This window comes from Mesorhizobium sp. RSR380A (assembly GCF_054719385.1).
Genome location: NZ_JBTTIB010000001.1, coordinates 701,638 through 719,408, shown reverse-complemented (window position 1 = coordinate 719,408; position 17,771 = coordinate 701,638). Strand labels below are relative to the sequence as shown.

At 64.8% G+C, this 17,771-nt stretch carries 21 protein-coding genes and 1 tRNA gene; 7 read left to right on the top strand and 15 right to left on the bottom strand.

The window, feature by feature from the left end:
- Window positions 1-23 precede the first annotated feature (23 nt).
- Window positions 24-329, bottom strand: a complete 306-nt coding sequence (locus tag ACYG9Z_RS03570) for a Rieske (2Fe-2S) protein (RefSeq protein ID WP_023690332.1) — start codon at window positions 327-329, stop codon at window positions 24-26.
- Window positions 330-424: 95 nt separating this feature from the next.
- Between ACYG9Z_RS03570 and ACYG9Z_RS03565 the strand changes: the two genes are divergently transcribed.
- From ACYG9Z_RS03565 to ilvC, 3 genes are all read left to right on the top strand, one after another.
- The gene (locus ACYG9Z_RS03565) at window positions 425-883 is read left to right on the top strand and encodes a MarR family winged helix-turn-helix transcriptional regulator (protein WP_023698360.1); all 459 of its coding nucleotides are present in this window, start codon (window positions 425-427) and stop codon (window positions 881-883) included.
- A 157-nt stretch (window positions 884-1,040) separates the two neighbouring features.
- Window positions 1,041-1,691: a TetR/AcrR family transcriptional regulator gene (locus ACYG9Z_RS03560; RefSeq protein WP_460222905.1), complete on the top strand. Its 651-nt coding sequence runs from the start codon at window positions 1,041-1,043 to the stop codon at window positions 1,689-1,691.
- A 23-nt stretch (window positions 1,692-1,714) separates the two neighbouring features.
- Window positions 1,715-2,734, top strand: coding sequence for a ketol-acid reductoisomerase (ilvC, locus tag ACYG9Z_RS03555; protein WP_013531065.1), 1,020 nt, complete (start codon window positions 1,715-1,717; stop codon window positions 2,732-2,734).
- An 81-nt stretch (window positions 2,735-2,815) separates the two neighbouring features.
- Here ilvC and ACYG9Z_RS03550 read toward each other — a convergent pair whose 3' ends face one another.
- Window positions 2,816-3,100 (bottom strand): PilZ domain-containing protein, encoded by a 285-nt coding sequence (locus ACYG9Z_RS03550; RefSeq protein WP_023685169.1) that lies wholly within the window; start codon window positions 3,098-3,100, stop codon window positions 2,816-2,818.
- Between the two features lie 169 nt (window positions 3,101-3,269).
- A complete protein-coding gene (locus ACYG9Z_RS03545) occupies window positions 3,270-3,863 on the bottom strand; it encodes a BA14K family protein (protein ID WP_023698358.1) in 594 nt (197 codons plus the stop codon).
- A gap of 157 nt (window positions 3,864-4,020) precedes the next feature.
- Between ACYG9Z_RS03545 and ACYG9Z_RS03540 the strand changes: the two genes are divergently transcribed.
- Window positions 4,021-5,133 (top strand): endonuclease/exonuclease/phosphatase family protein, encoded by a 1,113-nt coding sequence (locus tag ACYG9Z_RS03540; RefSeq protein ID WP_023712688.1) that lies wholly within the window; start codon window positions 4,021-4,023, stop codon window positions 5,131-5,133.
- A gap of 5 nt (window positions 5,134-5,138) precedes the next feature.
- Window positions 5,139-5,858 (top strand): NUDIX hydrolase, encoded by a 720-nt coding sequence (locus tag ACYG9Z_RS03535; protein WP_023712689.1) that lies wholly within the window; start codon window positions 5,139-5,141, stop codon window positions 5,856-5,858.
- On the opposite strand, the gene ACYG9Z_RS03530 is transcribed toward ACYG9Z_RS03535, so the two are convergent.
- From ACYG9Z_RS03530 to ACYG9Z_RS03515, 4 genes are all read right to left on the bottom strand, one after another.
- Window positions 5,855-6,097: a hypothetical protein gene (locus ACYG9Z_RS03530; protein WP_023690325.1), complete on the bottom strand. Its 243-nt coding sequence runs from the start codon at window positions 6,095-6,097 to the stop codon at window positions 5,855-5,857. The two genes, ACYG9Z_RS03535 and ACYG9Z_RS03530, sit on opposite strands and share 4 nt — an antisense overlap.
- 129 nt (window positions 6,098-6,226) lie before the next feature.
- Complete coding sequence (locus ACYG9Z_RS03525) at window positions 6,227-7,444, bottom strand: ABC transporter permease (protein ID WP_023685173.1); 1,218 nt, start codon at window positions 7,442-7,444, stop codon at window positions 6,227-6,229.
- Window positions 7,441-8,145 carry an ABC transporter ATP-binding protein gene (locus ACYG9Z_RS03520; protein WP_023751644.1) on the bottom strand — a complete coding sequence of 235 codons (705 nt, stop codon included), beginning with the start codon at window positions 8,143-8,145 and terminating at the stop codon, window positions 7,441-7,443. The genes ACYG9Z_RS03525 and ACYG9Z_RS03520 overlap by 4 nt, the downstream gene beginning before the upstream one ends.
- A 4-nt stretch (window positions 8,146-8,149) precedes the next feature.
- Entirely contained in the window at window positions 8,150-9,436 is a 1,287-nt protein-coding gene (locus tag ACYG9Z_RS03515; RefSeq protein ID WP_023739154.1) for an efflux RND transporter periplasmic adaptor subunit, read from the bottom strand.
- 113 nt (window positions 9,437-9,549) lie between these two features.
- Between ACYG9Z_RS03515 and ACYG9Z_RS03510 the strand changes: the two genes are divergently transcribed.
- Both ACYG9Z_RS03510 and ACYG9Z_RS03505 read left to right on the top strand, forming a co-directional pair.
- Window positions 9,550-10,458: a PhzF family phenazine biosynthesis protein gene (locus tag ACYG9Z_RS03510; protein WP_023739153.1), complete on the top strand. Its 909-nt coding sequence runs from the start codon at window positions 9,550-9,552 to the stop codon at window positions 10,456-10,458.
- A gap of 106 nt (window positions 10,459-10,564) precedes the next feature.
- Window positions 10,565-10,640: transfer RNA gene (locus ACYG9Z_RS03505), tRNA-Lys, on the top strand.
- 169 nt (window positions 10,641-10,809) lie between these two features.
- Here ACYG9Z_RS03505 and ACYG9Z_RS03500 read toward each other — a convergent pair.
- The 8 genes from ACYG9Z_RS03500 to ACYG9Z_RS03465 form a co-directional block, all read right to left on the bottom strand.
- Window positions 10,810-11,082 (bottom strand): hypothetical protein, encoded by a 273-nt coding sequence (locus ACYG9Z_RS03500; RefSeq protein WP_155923538.1) that lies wholly within the window; start codon window positions 11,080-11,082, stop codon window positions 10,810-10,812.
- Between the two features lie 250 nt (window positions 11,083-11,332).
- Window positions 11,333-12,343 carry a nicotinate-nucleotide--dimethylbenzimidazole phosphoribosyltransferase gene (gene cobT / locus ACYG9Z_RS03495; RefSeq protein ID WP_023685178.1) on the bottom strand — a complete coding sequence of 337 codons (1,011 nt, stop codon included), beginning with the start codon at window positions 12,341-12,343 and terminating at the stop codon, window positions 11,333-11,335.
- Between the two features lie 24 nt (window positions 12,344-12,367).
- Window positions 12,368-13,135: an adenosylcobinamide-GDP ribazoletransferase gene (gene cobS, locus ACYG9Z_RS03490; protein ID WP_031194701.1), complete on the bottom strand. Its 768-nt coding sequence runs from the start codon at window positions 13,133-13,135 to the stop codon at window positions 12,368-12,370.
- Entirely contained in the window at window positions 13,132-14,445 is a 1,314-nt protein-coding gene (locus tag ACYG9Z_RS03485) for a cobyrinate a,c-diamide synthase (RefSeq protein WP_023739152.1), read from the bottom strand. Before ACYG9Z_RS03485 ends, cobS begins: the two co-directional genes overlap by 4 nt.
- A complete protein-coding gene (gene cobA / locus ACYG9Z_RS03480; protein WP_023685181.1) occupies window positions 14,442-15,254 on the bottom strand; it encodes a uroporphyrinogen-III C-methyltransferase in 813 nt (270 codons plus the stop codon). Before cobA ends, ACYG9Z_RS03485 begins: the two co-directional genes overlap by 4 nt.
- Window positions 15,251-16,015: a precorrin-4 C(11)-methyltransferase gene (cobM, locus tag ACYG9Z_RS03475; protein WP_023685182.1), complete on the bottom strand. Its 765-nt coding sequence runs from the start codon at window positions 16,013-16,015 to the stop codon at window positions 15,251-15,253. The genes cobA and cobM overlap by 4 nt, the downstream gene beginning before the upstream one ends.
- The gene (locus ACYG9Z_RS03470) at window positions 16,012-16,398 is read right to left on the bottom strand and encodes a cobalamin biosynthesis protein (RefSeq protein ID WP_023685183.1); all 387 of its coding nucleotides are present in this window, start codon (window positions 16,396-16,398) and stop codon (window positions 16,012-16,014) included. The genes cobM and ACYG9Z_RS03470 overlap by 4 nt, the downstream gene beginning before the upstream one ends.
- The gene (locus tag ACYG9Z_RS03465; RefSeq protein ID WP_023739151.1) at window positions 16,395-17,621 is read right to left on the bottom strand and encodes a bifunctional cobalt-precorrin-7 (C(5))-methyltransferase/cobalt-precorrin-6B (C(15))-methyltransferase; all 1,227 of its coding nucleotides are present in this window, start codon (window positions 17,619-17,621) and stop codon (window positions 16,395-16,397) included. The genes ACYG9Z_RS03470 and ACYG9Z_RS03465 overlap by 4 nt, the downstream gene beginning before the upstream one ends.
- Between the last annotated feature and the right edge of the window lie 150 nt (window positions 17,622-17,771).

Genomic DNA, 17,771 nt, shown 5'->3' with positions numbered 1-17,771 from the left:
TCATTTCATTCTTCTCAGGCATGTCACTCTCCCCAGACATAGTTCAACGCGCCGTCCTCGACGCGCGTCGACAGGAACATCAGTCGCGACGCTTTTGGCGCCGGACCTTCGATCCGGTCGCCTGATGTCATGTCGAAGGCGGCGCCGTGCCATTGGCAGACCAGCTTGCCGTCCTTGCAGTCGAGCGGCCCGCCGAAATGCAGGCAGACATTGGCGGCGGCGCGGATGCGCTCACCGCTGCGCCAAATATGGACCTCGCGGCCGAAGAATGGCGCGATCAGGCTGCCCGTCTGTGGGACGTCGGCGACTTTGCAAATTTCGTGTTTCATGGATCTTTCCCGGATCGATGCAGTTGCATGCATATAGATGCAAGTGCATTGACCGTCAAGCTTGATGCAACTGCATCTATCGCCTAGAATGGGTCATGGCCAAAACAACCACGCCTTCGCCCGAAGCCGTCAAGGCCTGGGCCCGCCTGATGCGGGTTTCGCGCCAGCTCATCGAAAAGGCGGAAGAGGCTTTGAAGACTAGCGGCTTGCCGCCGCTCGACTGGTATGACGTGCTGCATGAACTCGCCGAGGCGGGTGAGGGCGGGCTGCGGCCATTTCAGCTGACCGAGCGCACTCTGTTTGCGCAGTATAATATCTCGCGGCTTCTGGCGCGGCTCGAGGCCGAAGGACTGGTCGAGAAACTCAGGGTTGCCGACGACGGCCGCGGCCAAACCATCCGCATCTCGGCCAAGGGCCGTGAGACCAGGCGACGGATGTGGGCTGTCTATGGACGGTCGATTGCGGAATTGGTCGGCGCAAAACTCTCCGCGGAGGAGCTGAAGATACTGGCGAGCCTGCTTGGAGAGCTGCGCCATCCGCCCGCCGATGATTGATCCGTCAGAATCTCGTGGTTTGCTCGGCGGCTCTCACGTCGACGATTTTTCTACCTGACCCCTTGCGTCGAGCATAGGATTGCGCAATATGCCGAACCGTAACGTACGGTACGCCGTTTGAGGCGACCCGGCGACCTCATCGAATGGGCGGAAATTGTTGCAGGCAAGCGCCGACATCGAAACCAGCGAAGTGCTGACAGAGCGGCAAAAGGCCGTCCTGGACGCGGCTTTGCGGCTGCTGGTCGAGGAGGGCGACAATCTGACCATGACGGCGGTGGCGCGCCGCGCCAGCTGCTCGAAGGAAACGCTCTACAAATGGTTCGGCGACCGCGACGGACTGCTGACGGCGACCGTGCAGTGGCAGGCATCGAAAGTGCGCGTGGTGCCGGTCGACGGTGAGCGGCTGGATCTTGCCTCGCTGACGGCAAGCCTGGAAGGCTTCGCCTCGGACTGGCTGAAGGTGATTTCGAGCGATACCTCGATCGCGCTGAACCGCGTCGCGGTCGGCCATGCCGGATCCGGAAAGGACGATCTCGGCGCCATCGTGCTGGAGAATGGCCGTTTCGCGCTGGCCAGACGGCTGAAGCCGGTGCTGCTTGCCGGCAAGCAGGCCGGGCTGCTCGACTTTACGGACGCCGAAATGGCGTTCCGGACCTTTTTCGGGCTGGTCGCCCGCGACGTGCAGATCCGTCTCCTGCTCGGCGACAGGCTGGAATTGACTGAAGCGGCGATCGGCGGCGATGCCGCCCGGGCGACGCAGCAGTTTCTCGCTCTTTATGGAGCAAAAACCGGGCCGCAAGGCCTCTAATCTCTACGGGAAGGAAGCAAAAGATGCGTGTCTATTACGATCGCGACGCCGATCTCAATCTGATCAAGGGCAAGAAGGTCGCCATTATCGGCTATGGCAGCCAGGGCCGGGCGCACGCGCTCAACCTCAAGGATTCCGGCGCCAAGGAAATCGCCATCGGCCTCAAGGCGGGATCGGCGACCGCCAAGAAGGTCGAGGCTGACGGGCTCAAGGTGATGAGCGTGGCGGACGCTGCCAAATGGGCCGATTTGATGATGATGGCGACGCCTGACGAATTGCAGGCCGACATCTACAAAAACGAAATCGCGCCAAACATTCGTGACGGCGCCGCGATTGCCTTCGCGCACGGCCTCAACGTGCATTTCGGCCTCATCGAGCCGAAGTCGACCGTCGATGTCGTCATGATCGCGCCGAAAGGCCCCGGCCACACGGTGCGCGGCGAATACCAGAAGGGCGGCGGCGTGCCGTGCCTGGTCGCCGTCAACCAGGATGCTTCCGGCAACGCGCTCGATCTCGCTCTGTCCTACGCCTGCGGCGTCGGCGGCGGCCGTTCGGGCATCATCGAGACCAATTTCCGCGAGGAATGCGAGACCGATCTGTTTGGCGAGCAGGTCGTGCTCTGCGGCGGCCTGGTCGAACTGATCCGCGCCGGTTTTGAGACGCTGGTGGAAGCCGGCTATGCGCCCGAAATGGCCTATTTCGAGTGCCTGCACGAGGTCAAGCTGATCGTCGACCTGATTTATGAAGGCGGCATCGCCAACATGAACTACTCGATCTCGAACACCGCCGAATGGGGCGAATATGTCTCGGGCCCGCGCATCATCACCGCCGAGACCAAGGCCGAGATGAAGCGCGTGCTGAAGGACATCCAGACCGGTAAGTTCACCTCGGAATGGATGCAGGAATACCGCGCCGGCATGTCGCGCTTCAAAGGCATCCGCCGCAACAATGACAGCCACCAGATCGAGGAAGTCGGCGCCAAGCTGCGCGCCATGATGCCCTGGATTTCCAAGAACAAGCTGGTCGACAAGGCCAAGAACTAACCCGCAGTCGTCGGGATTGGGAGCAAAGAGCCGGCGGAGCGATCCGCCGGCTCTTTCATGCCGGTTTATCGATCAGGATACTCAGCCATAGTGCCAATGGGGCTTCGGCTCGGTGCCGGTGAACTCGACGCCGATGCGGTCGTCGCGGCGCCAGCGCACGATGGCCTTGTAGCCGATGCCGTCGACCGGCACATAGAGCAGGAACTCGTCCGGGACGCGCGCGTCTATAGACACTTTCAGCTCGGCGCCGCCGGCATGCATGTTGCGCACCGTGCACTTGACCTCGGAATTGGTGAGGCCGGTCAGAATCGTCGCGCCTTTCAGCACGCGCTGCCGGTGTTTGTTTCGCAATTCGTTGTCGGCCATGACGGCACGTCCTTCGCGACCGGATCGGCGCGATCGTCAGATGGGGCACGATATCACGGATAGGCTGAGCCGATAAACATATGGTTAGCGGTGACCGAGACCAGCCGTCTTTCCCAAATGAAAACGGCGCCGCGATGGGGCGGCGCCGTCGTGTATTGTCGTTTATAGTTCAGCTGTAGGGCGACCAGCATTGCTGGCGCGGGCCACCATAGGGCTGGAACGTGTTGTCCCAGGCCCGGTAGGACCGATAGCGGTCGTAGCACCACTGGACATGGGCGCTGGACAGACGCTGCGTGCGGTAATAGCGGCGGGGCGCCGGCTGCACGTAATAGCCGTCATTGTAATAGCCGTTGTTGTAGTAGCCGTTGTTGTAGATGCTGCCGAGGCCGAGACCCAGGCCGAGGCCGAGAACTGCTGCGGCGCCGCTGTCAAAATCACGGCCGCGATGGTGACGGTGATGGCGCCAGCGCCAGTTGTCGCCGCCGTTCCAGTTGCCGCCATTCCAGTTGCCGTTGTTCCAGTTGCCTGACCGGGCAAAGTGACGGCCGTCGTGGCGGCGCCACTGCCAATCGTTGAAGGAGCGGCGGTCATTGCCGCCCGCCCAGCTGTCGCGAACCGGTGTGATGTCAGACAATGCGGTGCTTGTCGGCACCGCCAGGTTTGGCTGCAGGATCGGGCCGGCGGCGGATGGCGCCGTGAGACCCGAGAAAAGACCGAGCGCTAACAGCCCGGATTTGACTGTGGACGAAAAGAGCGAGCTCATTGCACTCTCCAAGTGATACAGGCCCCACGCCCGGATACCCCAGGGAAGTGGCCTATTGATGGACCTTGGCGTCTGAACGGAGGATGAACAGAAAGGTTCCATCAGCCATGACAAGCAGCCCTTGTTTTCATGGGCGCTTGCAGGCAAAGGTCAGTCCATGTCGCTGCGCCTCGCCACTTTCAATGTCGAAAACCTGATGAACAGGTTCGATTTCTCGGGCTTCCGCAACCAGCTCAACGAAGACCGCACGCTGGCGCTTTTCGACATCCAGAGCGAAGCCGAATACCGGATGCTGGAGCAGGCGCGCGCCATCGCGCAATCCGACGATACGCGCCAGTTGACCGCGCTCGCCATTGCCGCCACCCGTGCGGACATCATCTGCATGCAGGAGGTCGACAACATCGAGGCGCTGAAGGCCTTCGAGTACGGCTATCTCTTCAAGATGGTGGGCGAGGGTTACCGGCAGAAATACACCACCGCCGGCAATGATTCGCGCGGCATCGACGTTGCCGTGATGATGCGCAACGAGACCGCGCAAGGTCAGCCGATCGAGTTCGTGCGCATGACCAGCCATGCCTATGTCACGTTCGAGCAGTTCGGATTGCACACGCCTGAACTCGAGGCGCTCGGCAACCTGGCCAATGAACGCATCTTCCGGCGCGACTGCCTGGAGGTCGACATCAAGGTCGGCGGCGTGCCGCTGACGCTTTACCTCGTCCATTTCAAATCGATGGGCTCGCCGCGCAATGGGCTCGACGGCCGCGAGGCGACGATGCCGGTGCGCATCGCCGAGGCGCAAGCGGTGCGCCGCATTATCGACGAGCGCTTCGGCAAAGAGCACGCAGCCGACAAAAACTGGGCGATCTGCGGCGACATGAACGACTACCGGCAGCGGGTGAAGATCGAGGGCGACGCTATCGACGGCTACCGCTTCCAGGTGATCGACGAGAGCCAGTCCTGTATCGATGTGCTCACCGCCGGCGGCTTTTGCGAGAATGTCGTCGAACGCCGGCCGGAGATGGACCGCTGGAGTTTCTACCACACGCGCGGGCCGAAGGAGCGGCATCTGTGCCAGCTCGACTACATCCTGCTGTCGAAAGGGCTGGCGGCGAAGAATGCGACGGCGGTTCCCGACATCATCCGCAACGGCCAGCCCTGGCGCACCATCTTTCCGGCCGGACAGGCGGTGGAGCGCTTTCCGCGCGCCGGCTGGGACCGGCCGAAGGCGTCGGACCATTGTCCCGTCGCAATTACCCTGGACATGGCTTGAGCACGGTGAGCTTCGACCTGCCGCGCAACGTCATCCTGCCCGTCGACGAAATCGACGTCCGGCTCGACCCCGGCCCGCATCCGTTCGAGCGCGACAACGCGCAGGCGATCACTGACAACTGGCGGCGCGAGGTCACGGCCAATCCGGCGTTGTTCGACGGCACGGTGGTGCTGCTCTCGGCGCTCGCCTGGCGCGACAAGCGGATCGTCGGGCGTTGTCACGCGGTGAAGTACTCGACCTTCCTGCTGTGGCGAAAGAACCGGCAGGGGACGGGCGCCGAGCATGCCTATGGCCACGCCATGCTGGTCGCCGGCGACAACGCCCTGGTGGCGATCCGCATGGGCGCGCACACGGTCCCGGCCGGCAGTGTCTACTTCGCTGCCGGCTCGTTCGAGCCGATCGATTTTCGCGATGGCCGCGTCGATGTCGATTTCAACATGATCCGTGAAGTGCGCGAGGAGACCGGGCTTGACCTGACAGGCGCTGCGCGCGGCAAGCGCTACCATGCGCTGTCGACTTCGACCGGCACGGTCCTCTTCCGCCGCTACCACGTCGATGCGCCGGCCGACGAGGTTGCGCGGCGCATCGGCGCCTTCGTCGCGACCGAGACCGAGCCGGAGATCGAGGGGCCGGTGATCATCCGCCACGCCGCCGACCTGCCGGAAGGGCTGGCACCGCATATGAAGCCGCTGGTCGAGTGGCATTTTGGCGGTGGCGGGGGCTAACGGCGCGGATTGTTCTGCGCCGCCTTGCGGTCGTTGCGGGCGGCGACGAGGAACAGGATAACGCCGATGCCCAGCAATCCACCCATGACCATGCCCATCGTCTGGCCGACGACTGCCTGAAAATCGGCGGTGACACGATCGGGATTGGCCATGCCGTAGCGGGCGAGATACCACCAAAGTCCCGCAAGGGCGCCTTCGATGATCACCATCGTCAGAATCAGCCGCGCCTTCTTGCTCATTGCCACTCCTTGACCAGATGCTTTGCTCTAAAATTAGCATCGCAGACCGGACGACAACAAGTATTGCCGATGTCGACAAGCACCCATCCTTGTGGATAGCGGTTGGTTGCGGTGGAGCTGATCTGGCGCTTATTCGTGGCGCAGCGCGTCGATCGGGTCGAGCCTGGCGCCGCGCAGCGCCGGGAAGAAGCCGAACACCATGCCGATCAGCGCCGAAAAACCGACGGCGAGCAGGATGACCGCCGGGCTCGGCGCAAACGGTATGGCCAGCGTTGCCGAGGCGAGGCCGGCCAGCGCCAGGCCGATCAGGATGCCGATAATGCCGCCGAGCAGCGACAGCACCGTCGCCTCGACCAGGAACTGGATGAGGATGTGCTTTTCATGCGCGCCGATGGCGAGCCTGATGCCGATCTCGCGGGTGCGCTCAGTGACCGAGACCAGCATGATGTTCATGATCCCGATGCCGCCGACCAGCAGGCTGACGCCCGCGACGGCGCCTAGCATGCCGGTCATGGTGGTGGTGGCGCTGGCCATGGCGTCGGCGATCTGGGTCATGTCGCGGATCGAGAAATCGTCTTCGCGGTCCGGCGTGATGCGGCGGGTGTCGCGCAAAATGTCCTCGACTCGCGGCTGCAATTCGGTGGTCGGGGTGCGGTCGTCGGCGGCGACGTAGATGTTGTCGATGTCGCGGTTGCCGGCGATGCGGCGCTGATAGGCGGCAAGCGGCATCAAGACGACATTGTCCTGGTCCTGGCCGAAGCCGGTATAGCCCTTGGGTTCGAGCAGGCCGATGATCTTGCACGAGGTGCGGTTGACGCGGATGATCTCGCCCTCGGGTTCGCCGGCCCCGAAGAATTGCTGGCGCACCGTCTCGCCGATCAGGCAGACGCCGGTGCCCGAGCGTGTCTCCGAATCGCTGAATGGGCGGCCCGACACCAGCTTCCAGTCGCGGGCGTCGAGATAGGCGCTGTCGGTGCCGGTGACGCCCGAGGTCAGGCTCTCGGTGCCGAAGATGACGCGGACTTGTTTCTGCGACGCCGGCGCGATGGCGCGCGCACCGGTCAGATGCGCGACGAGGGCGGCTACATCCTTGTCGGCCAGAGGCCGTACCGCCTGGTCGAGCCCGCCTGGTCCGCCAGTGCCTGCCGGGCGGCCGGAACGGACGACGAGCAGGTTCGAGCCGAGCTTGGCGATGTCCGACTTGACCTTGGCGGTGGTGCCGGAGCCGATGGTCAGCATGGCAATGACGGCGGCGACACCGATGACGATGCCGAGCAGCGTCAGGAACGAGCGCAGCACATTGCGGCGGATGGAGCGCAGAGAGAGGCGGACGGTTTCCCAGATCATGACGTTATCTCCAGCCTCTTGGAGTCTGAAGCGACGTGGCCGTCGAGGAAGCGGATGGTGCGCTCGGCATAATCGGCCACATCGGCCTCGTGGGTGACCATGGCGATGGTCAGGCCAAGCTCGCGGTTCAGCCGCGTCAACAGCTCCATGATCTCATGCGTGCGGGCGGTGTCGAGATTGCCGGTCGGCTCGTCGGCGACGAGCAGCGTCGGCCTGGTGACGATGGCGCGCGCGATCGCCACGCGCTGCTGCTGACCACCGGAGAGTTCGGCAGGCGTGTGGTGCTCGCGCCCGACCAGGCCGACCTCCGCCAGCGCCTGCATGGCGAGATCGCGGCGCTCGCGGGCAGGAGCGCCGCGATAGATCAGCGGCAGCTCGACATTTTCCGCCGCCGTGGTGCGCGGCAACAGATTGTAGCCCTGGAAGACGAAGCCGATATAGAGATTGCGCAGAAGCGCGCGACGGTTGCGGTCGAGCCGGCCGGCATCGATGCCCATGAAGGAATAGGTTCCGGCAGTCGGCGTGTCGAGGCAACCGATGATGTTCATCGCGGTCGATTTGCCCGAACCGGACGGGCCCATGATGGCGACGAATTCGCCACGCTGGATGGCGAGGTCGACGCCGGCCAGCGCATGGACCTTGGCTTCGCCCTGGCCATAGCTCTTCCAGACCGTGTCGAAACCGATGAGGCCCGCGGCCATGGCGTCAGCTCCGCAGCTGCGAGGTCGTGATAACCTCTGCACCTTCATCCAGCCCGGAGGTGATCTCGGTCAGTTCGCCGTCGGTGGAGCCGATCTTCACGTTGACCGGGTGCGGCCGGCCGTTCTCCAGCACATAGAGCGTGCGTGAGCCGTCGGTGGGCGCCTTCACCGGCTGGCGGCGGTTGCCGCCACGACCCATGCGGCCGGTGAACAGATCGCTGAGGCTCCACGTGCGGGCAGCAGGTGCCGATGGCCGATAGCGAAACGCTGTTGAAGGCACGGTGAGCGCGCTCTTGGCCTGCCTGGTGACGACCGAAACCGTGGCGGTCATGCCGGGCCGCAGCAAAAGCTCGTTATTGTCGACTTCCAACCGTGCATTGTAGGTGACGACGCCGTCGGTGGTGACCGAGGCGTAGGAGATGTCGCGGATCTCGGCGTCGAACGGCCGCTCCGGAAAGGCATCGACGGTGAAGCGTGCATGCTGGCCTGGTTTGACCGCGCCGATATCGGCCTCGTCGACCGCCGCCACCAATTCCATGTTCCTCAAATCGGCGGCGATGATGAACAGAACCGGCGCCTGCAGCGAGGAGGCGACCGTCTGGCCGGGGTCGACGGAACGCGTCAAGACGATGCCGTCGATCGGCGCATAGATGGTGCTCTTGGCAAGGTCGGTCTGCTGCGCCTTGAGATCGGCCTGGGCGATGGCGAGATTGGCCTGCGCACTATCGAGCGCCGCCTTGGAGCGGTCGCGCGTGGCAGTCGCCGCCTCGAGCGACTGATCGGTCGCCATGCCACGCCTGGTCAGTTCGGCCGCGCGGGTGAGGGCGCTTTCGTTCTCCTTCAGGGTTACCGTGGCGTCCTCGACATTGGCGGCAGCGGCCTTGGCCGAGGCTTCGGCGCGTTCGATCTGGACCTCGAGTTTCACCGTGTCGAGCGTCGCCAGCACGTCGCCCTTCTTGACCTGCTGGTTCTCTTCGGCCGAGACCGAGCGGATGATACCGGACAGCTCGCTTGAAATGTCGACCTGGGTGAGGGGCTGCAGCGTGCCGGTCGCCGAAACCGCGACGGTGAGGTCGGCAATGGTAGCCGGCGTGGTGGTGTAGTCGATCTTGGCCGGGGAGCCGGCAAACCACTGGTAGCCTGCCAACCCGGCGGCAAGTGCGATCAGCGCCAGCAGCGCGTAAAGCCAGCCCCGGCGGCGCGTCTTGCGCACGCCGCGCTGATCAAGCCCGAGCGCCGCCTCGATGGCGGAATCCGATTCCGTCTTTGGCAGATTGACAAGCTGGTCCACGCCGGACCCCTATGAAAGCGTAATGTCCCTAGTTGTGCACAGATCAGGCTTGGTGGTTCGAATATCAAATTAAATTTCGGCCATGTTCGGATTGAGGCGGAAGGTTTTTCAAGATGCAGACCCGCAATTACTTGCTCTACGATGTGTTTACGACGGAGCGGCTGGCCGGCAATCCGCTGGCTGTCGTGCTCGACAGCCAAGGGCTGGATACAGCCGCCATGCAGGCCATAGCGCGCGAGTTCAACCTGTCCGAATCGGTCTTCGTGCTGCCGCCGGACAATCCAAAACATCGCAACCGCATCCGCATTTTCACGCCCGACTATGAGATGCCGTTCGCCGGACATCCGACAGTTGGCGCCGCGATCGCGCTGGCCGAACTGACAGGCGAGGGCGAAGCCGGCATCTTCGTGCTGGAGGAGAATATCGGCCCGGTGCGCTGCGCCGTCAGCCGGCACGATGGCGCCACCTTTGCCGAGTTCGACCTGGTGAAGCTGCCGGAGCCGCTGAAGCTCGATGCCGACCCGGAGGCGATCGGCGCCGCCCTCGGGCTGGCGCCGCACGAGATCGGCTTCGAGAATCACCTGGTGTCGTTCTGGTCGGCAGGCGTGCCTTACGTCACCATTCCGGTCGCCAATCTGGAGGCTGCCGGCCGGATCAAGCTCGACAACCAGGCCTGGTCGGAACTGGCGCCGCGCAAGAGCGAATGGGCCTTCGCCAGCCCGTACGTCTATTGCCGCCAGACGGTGAACCATGACAGCGCCTTCCATGTCCGCATGATCGTGCCGGGTACTCCCTCCTATGAGGACCCGGCGACCGGGTCGGCGGCGGCGGCCTTTGCCGGCGCCATCATGCATTTCGATGCGCCCACCGACGGCATTTCGCAGCTGTGGATCGAGCAGGGGCTGGAGATGGGCCGCCCGTCACGTATCCGCTTGGAACTCACTGTCGAAGGCGGAAAACTGGCCTCCGCGCGCATCGGCGGCCATGCCATCAAGGTGGCGGAAGGCAGGCTGTTCGTGTGACCGCCTGCGGCAGTTCAGCGATTTGTCGGGAAATGATTCCGGCAGGGCTGGACAGGACCGGTATCGGCGGCTATATGCCCGCCAACGCCGGTTTTACCGGTCGAGTGGGTGCGTAGCTCAGTTGGTAGAGCAGCTGACTCTTAATCAGCGGGTCCACAGTTCAATCCTGTGCGCACCCACCAAATTTCTAGAAGAGTTGGTGGAAGACCTTGGAATGCCGGACGCGTTGACGCGCCTCGACATGCTGGGGCAGGTTTGCCTTAAACTCGGCGGCCGGTAAGCCGGTGCGCTATTTGGCGAAGGAGTGAAGGCCGCGCTGGATTAAGAAAAGCCCGGAAGCCGAAGCCGCCATCAATTAAAGCCAGTTTGAAACCACGGACTGGTGTCATACCCTAAGCGCGGATTATAATGATCCAGGAAGTTTTCGGCCCTATTTGACGGTCGCGCAACCACGGTGCCTGTCGATTTGCAATCCGGTTTCGCGGTCGGCTTGCTGCCAGCCTTCTTATGAGCTGTAGAACACGAGGTTGTAGCCTGAGCGGTGGCCACCTTTTTCTTCTCTTTCGCAGCAGCTGCTCCGGTAGCGGCCAATACTATTGCTACGCCAAAGACAACGAGTTTCATTGAAAACGCCCTCACCCTGCCCAATCCGTAATGATTGCGCCTGGTCACCGTTACGTCAATCACATTTTGTCGGCAACGGCGGCGAATAGTGCCAGTAAAAAGAGCCCACCACAGAAGCAGCGGGCCAACCCCCAGGTGGGGAATCTTTCAGCGGCCGTGCTGTTCGAGCCACCAGCCCGGAATGCCAGTGATCGGCCCGACGATGGTCAGTGAAGGTTCGGGCCGGCGCCCTCCCGTCAAATCGCTCTAGCTACTTCTCCGAAACACCAGCCTCGGCAAAGCTCGCCATGCCCGTGTGGCACTCCAGCGCCGAGCGGACGATGTTGACGGCTAGGCAGGCGCCGGAGCCTTCGCCGAGCCGCATGCCGAGGTCGAGTAGCGGCGGCAGGCCGAGCACTTCGAGCAGGCGGCGGTGGCCGGATTCGGCCGAGACATGGGCGGCGATGGTGTGGGCGAGGCCAGACGGGTGCAGCCGCGCCAAGGGCGCTGCCGCCGCCGTGCAGACGAAGCCATCGAGCAGCACCGGGACATTGTTGCGGCGGGCGGCGAGCGTGGCGCCGAAGGTGGCGGCGAGTTCTCGTCCGCCAAGGGCGGCGGCGATCTTCAGCGGGTCGGACAGCGCGTCGGCATGGCGCTTGAGGCCGGATTCAATGGCGATGACCTTGCGCTTCAGCCCGGCATCGTCGACGCCGGTGCCGCGCCCGGTCCATTTTTCAGCGCCGCCGCCGAACAGGGCGGTCGAGATGGCGGCCGCCGGCGTGGTGTTGCCGATGCCCATCTCGCCGAAACAGACGAGGTCCAGGTCTTTCGTCACCGCGTCATAGCCAGCCGAGACGGCGGCGAGGAAGTTTTTTTCGTCCATTGCCGGCACGTCAGTGAAGTCGCCGGTCGGATGATCGAGATCGAGCGGGATGACGTCGAGTTCCGCGCCGGCGATGCGGGCAAGCTGGTTGATGGCGGCGCCGCCGCCGGCGAAATTCGCCACCATCTGCACCGTCACTTCCGAGGGAAAGGCTGAAACGCCTTGCGCCGTCACACCGTGGTTGCCGGCGAACACGAAGACTTTGACGCGGTCGAGTTTCGGCATGTCGCGACCCTGCCAGCGCCCCAGCCAGGCGGCGAGAGTTTCCAGCCGGCCCAGGCTGCCTTGAGGCTTGGTCAGCGTGTCCTGGCGGCGGGCGACGGCGTTGGCGGCGGTATCGCTGCCGGCAGGCAGATCGAGACAGGCGGCGCGCAGTTCGTCGAATGATTTGAATGGCATGGGGAAGGAATCTCCGGGGAAGAATCAGGACAGGGAAACGGAAGCGACGAGCAGGACAGTGATCTCGCCCAGCTGCTGCAGGGCGCCGATCGTGTCACCGGTGTGGCCGCCAATCTGGTTGAGGCAGAGCGCGCGCAAGGCGCTGAACACGAGAGCGAGCAGGATCAGTGCGGCAAAGGCGCCGCCGAGCCCCAGAGTCAGAAGCGGGATGGCCCCGAGCACGGCGCCGAGAACAGCTGTCTGGGTCGAGACGGTCCCGGCGCCGGCAGACAGGCCGTCACTGCGCGCCGCCGGCGCCAGATGCATGAACGCGCCGAGCAGGCCTCGCGAGGCGGCATGGGCGGCGATCAGCGCGAAGAGAACGCTTGTCGGATCGGCCAGTTGCGACAGCGCGCTCCAGCGAATGAGCATCGACAGGCCAAGCGCCGAAGCGCCATAGGCGCCGATACGGCTGTCGCGCATGATCTCGAGTTTTTTATCGCGCGTCTTGCCGCCGCCAAAGCCATCTGCGACATCCGACAGCCCATCCTCATGCAGGCAGCCGGTGGCGAGCAGGGTTGCTGCAAGCGCAAGTGCGGCCGCCGGCCCAGCGGCGAGACCGAGCTTTACCCCGATGGCGTAGACGACGGCGCCGACCAAAGCGACCGCGAGGCCGGCGGCAGGCGCCGCCCAGATCGCATCGGCCAGGCTGCGGCCACGAAAGTCGAAGACCGGCAGCGGCAGCCGGGTGAAGAAGACGAGGCAAAGCGCGACGTCGTCGAGCGCTTGCCGGGGTGAGGGCACGGCGGTCATGCACTCCTCGCAATGGCGTGGAAGAAGGTGCCGCTGACAAGGCCGCGGCGATAGCCGGAGGCGCCGAGCGGATTGCCCTGGCCATCGGCTAGGTCGGCCAGCGGCTCGTCATTGCCGGTGGCGATCATCTGCGCATAGTGGAATTCATGGCCACGGATCAGCGCGCCTTGCGGCCCCAGCGGACAGGCGGCGCGCAGGCGTGCCTCGCGGTAGCCGAGGTTCATCTTGCGCTTGGCAAAGCTGGTGGAATGGCCGAGCAGGCCAAGCATGGCGTGCGTCTCGCCGGCCGCGTCCTCCAGCGCTTCGCCCAGCACCATGAAGCCGCCGCACTCGCCATGGATGGGTTTGGTCTCGGCAAACCTTGCCATGCCAGCTCGGAAATTGGTCGCCGCCGCGAGGCGGCCGGCGTGAAGCTCGGGATAGCCGCCGGGCAGCCAGCAGACATCGCAATCCTGCGCCGGTGCTTCGTCGGCGAGCGGCGAGAACGGCACGATCTCGGCGCCGGCCTGACGCCAGTGGGCGGCAACGTGCGGATAGAGGAAGGTGAAAGCGGCATCTTCGGCGAGTGCGATGCGCTGGCCGGGCGGCTGCAAGGCATTTTCGAAACTGCCCGGTGACGGCGAAAACGGCGCGGCCAGCGCCATGATGGCGTCAAGGTCGAGGGATTTCTCGACCATGTCGGCGAGGCGGTCGAGATGCGTCATCAGGTCGGCATATTCGCCGGCTTGGACGAGGCCGAGATGGCGCTCCGGCAAATTGAGCGTGGGATCGCGCAGGATGGCGCCGACGACCGGCAGGCCGAGCGCTTCGATCGCCTCGCTGCACAGCTTGCGGTGGCGCTCGCTGCCGAGGCGGTTGAGCACGATTCCGGCCATGCGCACATCGGGATCATAGGTGGCAAAGCCCTTGGCGACGGCGGCCGCCGTCGTCGACTGTCCCGAGACGTCGAGCACCAAAAGCACCGGCAGGTGGTAGAGCCGCGCCAGATCGGCGGCCGAGCCGGTGCGGCCTTGTCCGGCCGGGATGCCGTCGAACAGGCCCATGGCGCTTTCGAGGAAGATAAAATCGGCGTCCTCGGTGGCATTGCCGGCCAACGCGTTGAGCAGGTCAGGCGACATCGCCCAGCTGTCCAGGTTGACGCCGGACAGGCCGGTGGCGGCGGTATGAAAACCCGGATCGATATAGTCGGGGCCGGACTTGGCGCCGCGCACCTTGATGCCGCGCCGGGCGAGTGCGCGCAAAATGCCGATGGTGACGCTGGTCTTGCCGGAGCCGGAACGCGGCGCGCCGATGATGATGGCGCGGGTCATGCGTTACCCGCCAGTGCCGCGCGCATGGCGACGATGCCGCCGACGACAATGAGGGCCGGCGAGGCCAATTCCGCCGCGGCGGCCGCTTCGGAAATGGTGGCGAGTGTCGCGACGACGGTCCGCTCCTGCGGTGTCGTCGCCGAAACGACGACAGCCGCCGGCGTCGACGGCGCCAGCCCGCCTTCGAGCAGCGACGCGGCGATAACAGGCAGATTGGCCATGCCCATATAGATGACCACCGGCTGGCCGGTGCGGGCGATCGCGCCCCAGTCGAGATCGTCATCTGTGCCGGCGGCATGACCTGTCGCCAGGATGATCGCCTTGTTGATGCCGCGCATGGTTGCGGGAATGCCGGTGGCGGCCAGCGCGCTCAGCCCCGATGTCAGGCCGGGCATGACGCGGAAAGGGATTTTTTCGCGCGCCAGCGCCAGCGCCTCTTCGCCGCCGCGGCCGAAAATATAGGGATCGCCGCCCTTCAGCCGGACGACGCGGCGGCCCTCGCGTGCCAGCCGCACCAGCAAAGCGGTGATATCGTCCTGCCTCATGGACGGTTTGCCGCCGCGTTTTCCTGCAAAGAACAGCTGGGCATTGTCCGCAACGGCGACAACGTCAGAGGAGACCAGCGCGTCATAGACCACAGCGTCGGCCTCGGCCAATGCCGCCAGCACTTCCAGCGTCAGGCAGCCGGGATCGCCGGGGCCGGCGCCGGCCAGCCAGACATGGCCCGGCTCAAGCCGGCGCGGCTTGAAGTTCAGCCGGGCAAGGGCCTGTTCGAGCGTGGTGTTTTCGCTTTTGGTCTTGCCGCTCACAATCCGTCCCGTCCCCGGAAACGCCGCTGGTAGTGGGCGTCGTACAATGAACTCTCGCCAAAACCTTCCGCTGCCAGCGAGCGGCCGACGAAGATGATCGCCGTGCGCTCCATCGGGTCGGCGGCGAGCAGTGCCTCGATCGTGGCGAGCGTGCCGGTCAGCACGTGCTCGTCCGGCCATGAAGCGCGAAAGACGATCGCCACCGGGCAATCGCCGCCATAATGCGGCGACAATTCGGCGACGACTCGGTCGATGGCGTGGATGGCGAGATGAATGGCCAGTGTGGCGCCGGTGCGGCCGAAGCCGGCCAGCGTTTCGCCCGGCGGCATTTTCGAGGCGCGGCCGGAGACGCGGGTCAGCACCAGGCTTTGCGCCACCTCGGGAATGGTCAGTTCGCGGCGAAGGGCTGCGGCTGCGGCGGCGAAAGAGGGAACGCCCGGCGTCAGCGTGTAAGGAATGCCGTGTTTTTCCAGCCGGCGGATCTGCTCGGCCACGGCGCTCCACACCGAGAGGTCGCCGGAATGCAGGCGGGCGACATCGTGGCCGGCCTGGTGGGCTGTCACATATTCGACCTCGATTTCGTCGAGTGACATCGGCGCCGTATCGATCAGTTTGGTCCCCGGTGCGCAGTGTTGCAGCAATTCCGGCGCGACGATCGAGCCGGCATGCAGACAGACCGGGCAGCTTGCCAGCAGCTTGGCGCCGCGCAGTGTGATGAGGTCGGCGGCGCCGGGACCGGCGCCGATGAAATGCACGGTCATGGCGCGTCTCCGCTGATGGCGATGGCGCAGGTGACCGGGCCGAGCACGGTGCGTGGACCAAGCAGCTTTGCACCGGGGCCGGCAACGGTAAGGGCGGAGGCTTCTGAGACGGAGGGTGTGCCGGCGAGATCCTGCGAGAGATCGGATTTGCTGAGTGCCTCCGACGAGACGGCCTGAAGTGCTGCGTCATCAACGATGATGACGGGAAGGTTGAGCGTGCGGCCAGCGGCAGAGATCGCTTCTTCGTCTTTCTTGAGCGCGGCGGTCGCCAAGGCCGACAGCGCCGTTATCGCCAGCCCGTGCGCTTCGAGGGCGGTTTCGATCGCCGCGAGCACGTCTTCGACGCTCACGCCCTTCCGGCTGCCGATGCCCGCCACCATCATGGCTTCACCCAGCTCCACTGGGTGACCGGCATGGCCGGGCGCCAGGCCTGCATCGAACCGACAGGAGAAGCGCGGGAAATGGTGATGCGGGTAAGGTCGCCGCCGCGCTTGATGTGCTCCGCGAGAAGCAGCGCCTCCATCTCCAGCGTCACCGCATTGGCAACGAGACGGCCACGGGATGGCAGCGCCTTGATGGCGGCGTTCAGTACGCCGGCGTCGCTGCCACCTCCGCCGATGAAGATCGCATCCGGCGTGTCCAGCCCGGCCAGTGCCTTGGGCGCCGACCCTTCCACCACGACAAGACCGGGCACGCCGCAATGCGCGGCGTTGCGGACGATGCGGGCGGCGCGGTCGCTGTTGGCCTCGATGGCGATGGCGCGCATCGAGGGGTGAGCGAGCATCCATTCGATGCCGATGGAGCCGGAACCGGCGCCGATGTCCCACAGCAATTCGCCACGCCTCGGCGCCAGCGCCGCAAGCGTAATGGCGCGGATGTCGTGCTTGGTGATCTGGCCGTCGTGCTCGAACAGATGGTCGGCGCGGCCAACGGTCAGCGGCAGGATGCGGGCCTCTTGTGTCGATTCAAGCTCAAGCGCCAGCACGTTGAGCGGATTGATGTCTCTGAGATCGAAAGCGTCGGCACGTGCCAAGCGAAGCTTCTCGTTCGGTCCGCCCAGCGCTTCCAGAACGGTCAGCCGCGAACCGCCGAAGTCGAGCTCTGCGAGCAGGCGCGCTATTGTCGCTGGTGCGTCGCCGTCCGATGTCAGCGCCAGGATGCGCGCCCTGGGATGCAGCAGCGGCCGGATCAGATCGAGTGGGCGGCCATGCAGCGAGATCACTTCGATGTCCTGCAACGCCCAGCCGAGCCGTGCGGCGGCCAGCGAAGTCGCTGACGGCGCGGGGATAACATGCATTTGCCCAGGCTTCACCTTGCGGGCAAGCGTAGCGCCGACACCATGGAAGAACGGATCGCCGGAGGCGAGCACGCAGACCTGCCGGCCGGCCAGCGCCAGCACGTCTGCCATGCCGGCATCGAAAGGAACCGGCCAGGCGCGCGCCTCGCCCTTGGCCAGGGAGGCCACCAGCGCCAGATGCCGCTTGCCGCCGAAGACGAATTCGGCTTGCGCGATCAGCCGCTTGGCCTCGTCGCCGAGACCCGCTAAACCGTCCTGGCCGATGCCGACGATTGTAAGCCATTTTGGCGTGGGCTGTTTTTTTGACATGTCGCGCCGCCCCTCATCCGCCTGCCGGCACCTTCTCCCCGTGTAGTGACGGGGAGAAGGGAGAAGCTCCGGCTCTGACGCCTCCCTCTCCCCGTTCTTCACGGGGAGAGGGTAGGGGTGAGGGGCAGCGCCGACGCTGTTCAACATGGT

What these genes read in the sequence shown, in the direction of transcription:
- ACYG9Z_RS03570 (WP_023690332.1), bottom strand. Translation starts at nt 329, where the DNA reads ATGAAACACGAAATTTGCAAAGTCGCCGACGTCCCACAGACGGGCAGC.
- ACYG9Z_RS03565 (WP_023698360.1), top strand. Translation starts at nt 425, where the DNA reads ATGGCCAAAACAACCACGCCTTCGCCCGAAGCCGTCAAGGCCTGGGCC.
- ilvC (WP_013531065.1), top strand. Translation starts at nt 1,715, where the DNA reads ATGCGTGTCTATTACGATCGCGACGCCGATCTCAATCTGATCAAGGGC.
- ACYG9Z_RS03550 (WP_023685169.1), bottom strand. Translation starts at nt 3,100, where the DNA reads ATGGCCGACAACGAATTGCGAAACAAACACCGGCAGCGCGTGCTGAAA.
- ACYG9Z_RS03545 (WP_023698358.1), bottom strand. Translation starts at nt 3,863, where the DNA reads ATGAGCTCGCTCTTTTCGTCCACAGTCAAATCCGGGCTGTTAGCGCTC.
- ACYG9Z_RS03540 (WP_023712688.1), top strand. Translation starts at nt 4,021, where the DNA reads ATGTCGCTGCGCCTCGCCACTTTCAATGTCGAAAACCTGATGAACAGG.
- ACYG9Z_RS03530 (WP_023690325.1), bottom strand. Translation starts at nt 6,097, where the DNA reads ATGAGCAAGAAGGCGCGGCTGATTCTGACGATGGTGATCATCGAAGGC.
- ACYG9Z_RS03525 (WP_023685173.1), bottom strand. Translation starts at nt 7,444, where the DNA reads ATGATCTGGGAAACCGTCCGCCTCTCTCTGCGCTCCATCCGCCGCAAT.
- ACYG9Z_RS03520 (WP_023751644.1), bottom strand. Translation starts at nt 8,145, where the DNA reads ATGGCCGCGGGCCTCATCGGTTTCGACACGGTCTGGAAGAGCTATGGC.
- ACYG9Z_RS03510 (WP_023739153.1), top strand. Translation starts at nt 9,550, where the DNA reads ATGCAGACCCGCAATTACTTGCTCTACGATGTGTTTACGACGGAGCGG.
- ACYG9Z_RS03500 (WP_155923538.1), bottom strand. Translation starts at nt 11,082, where the DNA reads ATGAAACTCGTTGTCTTTGGCGTAGCAATAGTATTGGCCGCTACCGGA.
- cobT (WP_023685178.1), bottom strand. Translation starts at nt 12,343, where the DNA reads ATGCCATTCAAATCATTCGACGAACTGCGCGCCGCCTGTCTCGATCTG.
- cobS (WP_031194701.1), bottom strand. Translation starts at nt 13,135, where the DNA reads ATGACCGCCGTGCCCTCACCCCGGCAAGCGCTCGACGACGTCGCGCTT.
- ACYG9Z_RS03485 (WP_023739152.1), bottom strand. Translation starts at nt 14,445, where the DNA reads ATGACCCGCGCCATCATCATCGGCGCGCCGCGTTCCGGCTCCGGCAAG.
- cobM (WP_023685182.1), bottom strand. Translation starts at nt 16,015, where the DNA reads ATGACCGTGCATTTCATCGGCGCCGGTCCCGGCGCCGCCGACCTCATC.
- ACYG9Z_RS03470 (WP_023685183.1), bottom strand. Translation starts at nt 16,398, where the DNA reads ATGATGGTGGCGGGCATCGGCAGCCGGAAGGGCGTGAGCGTCGAAGAC.
- ACYG9Z_RS03465 (WP_023739151.1), bottom strand. Translation starts at nt 17,621, where the DNA reads ATGTCAAAAAAACAGCCCACGCCAAAATGGCTTACAATCGTCGGCATC.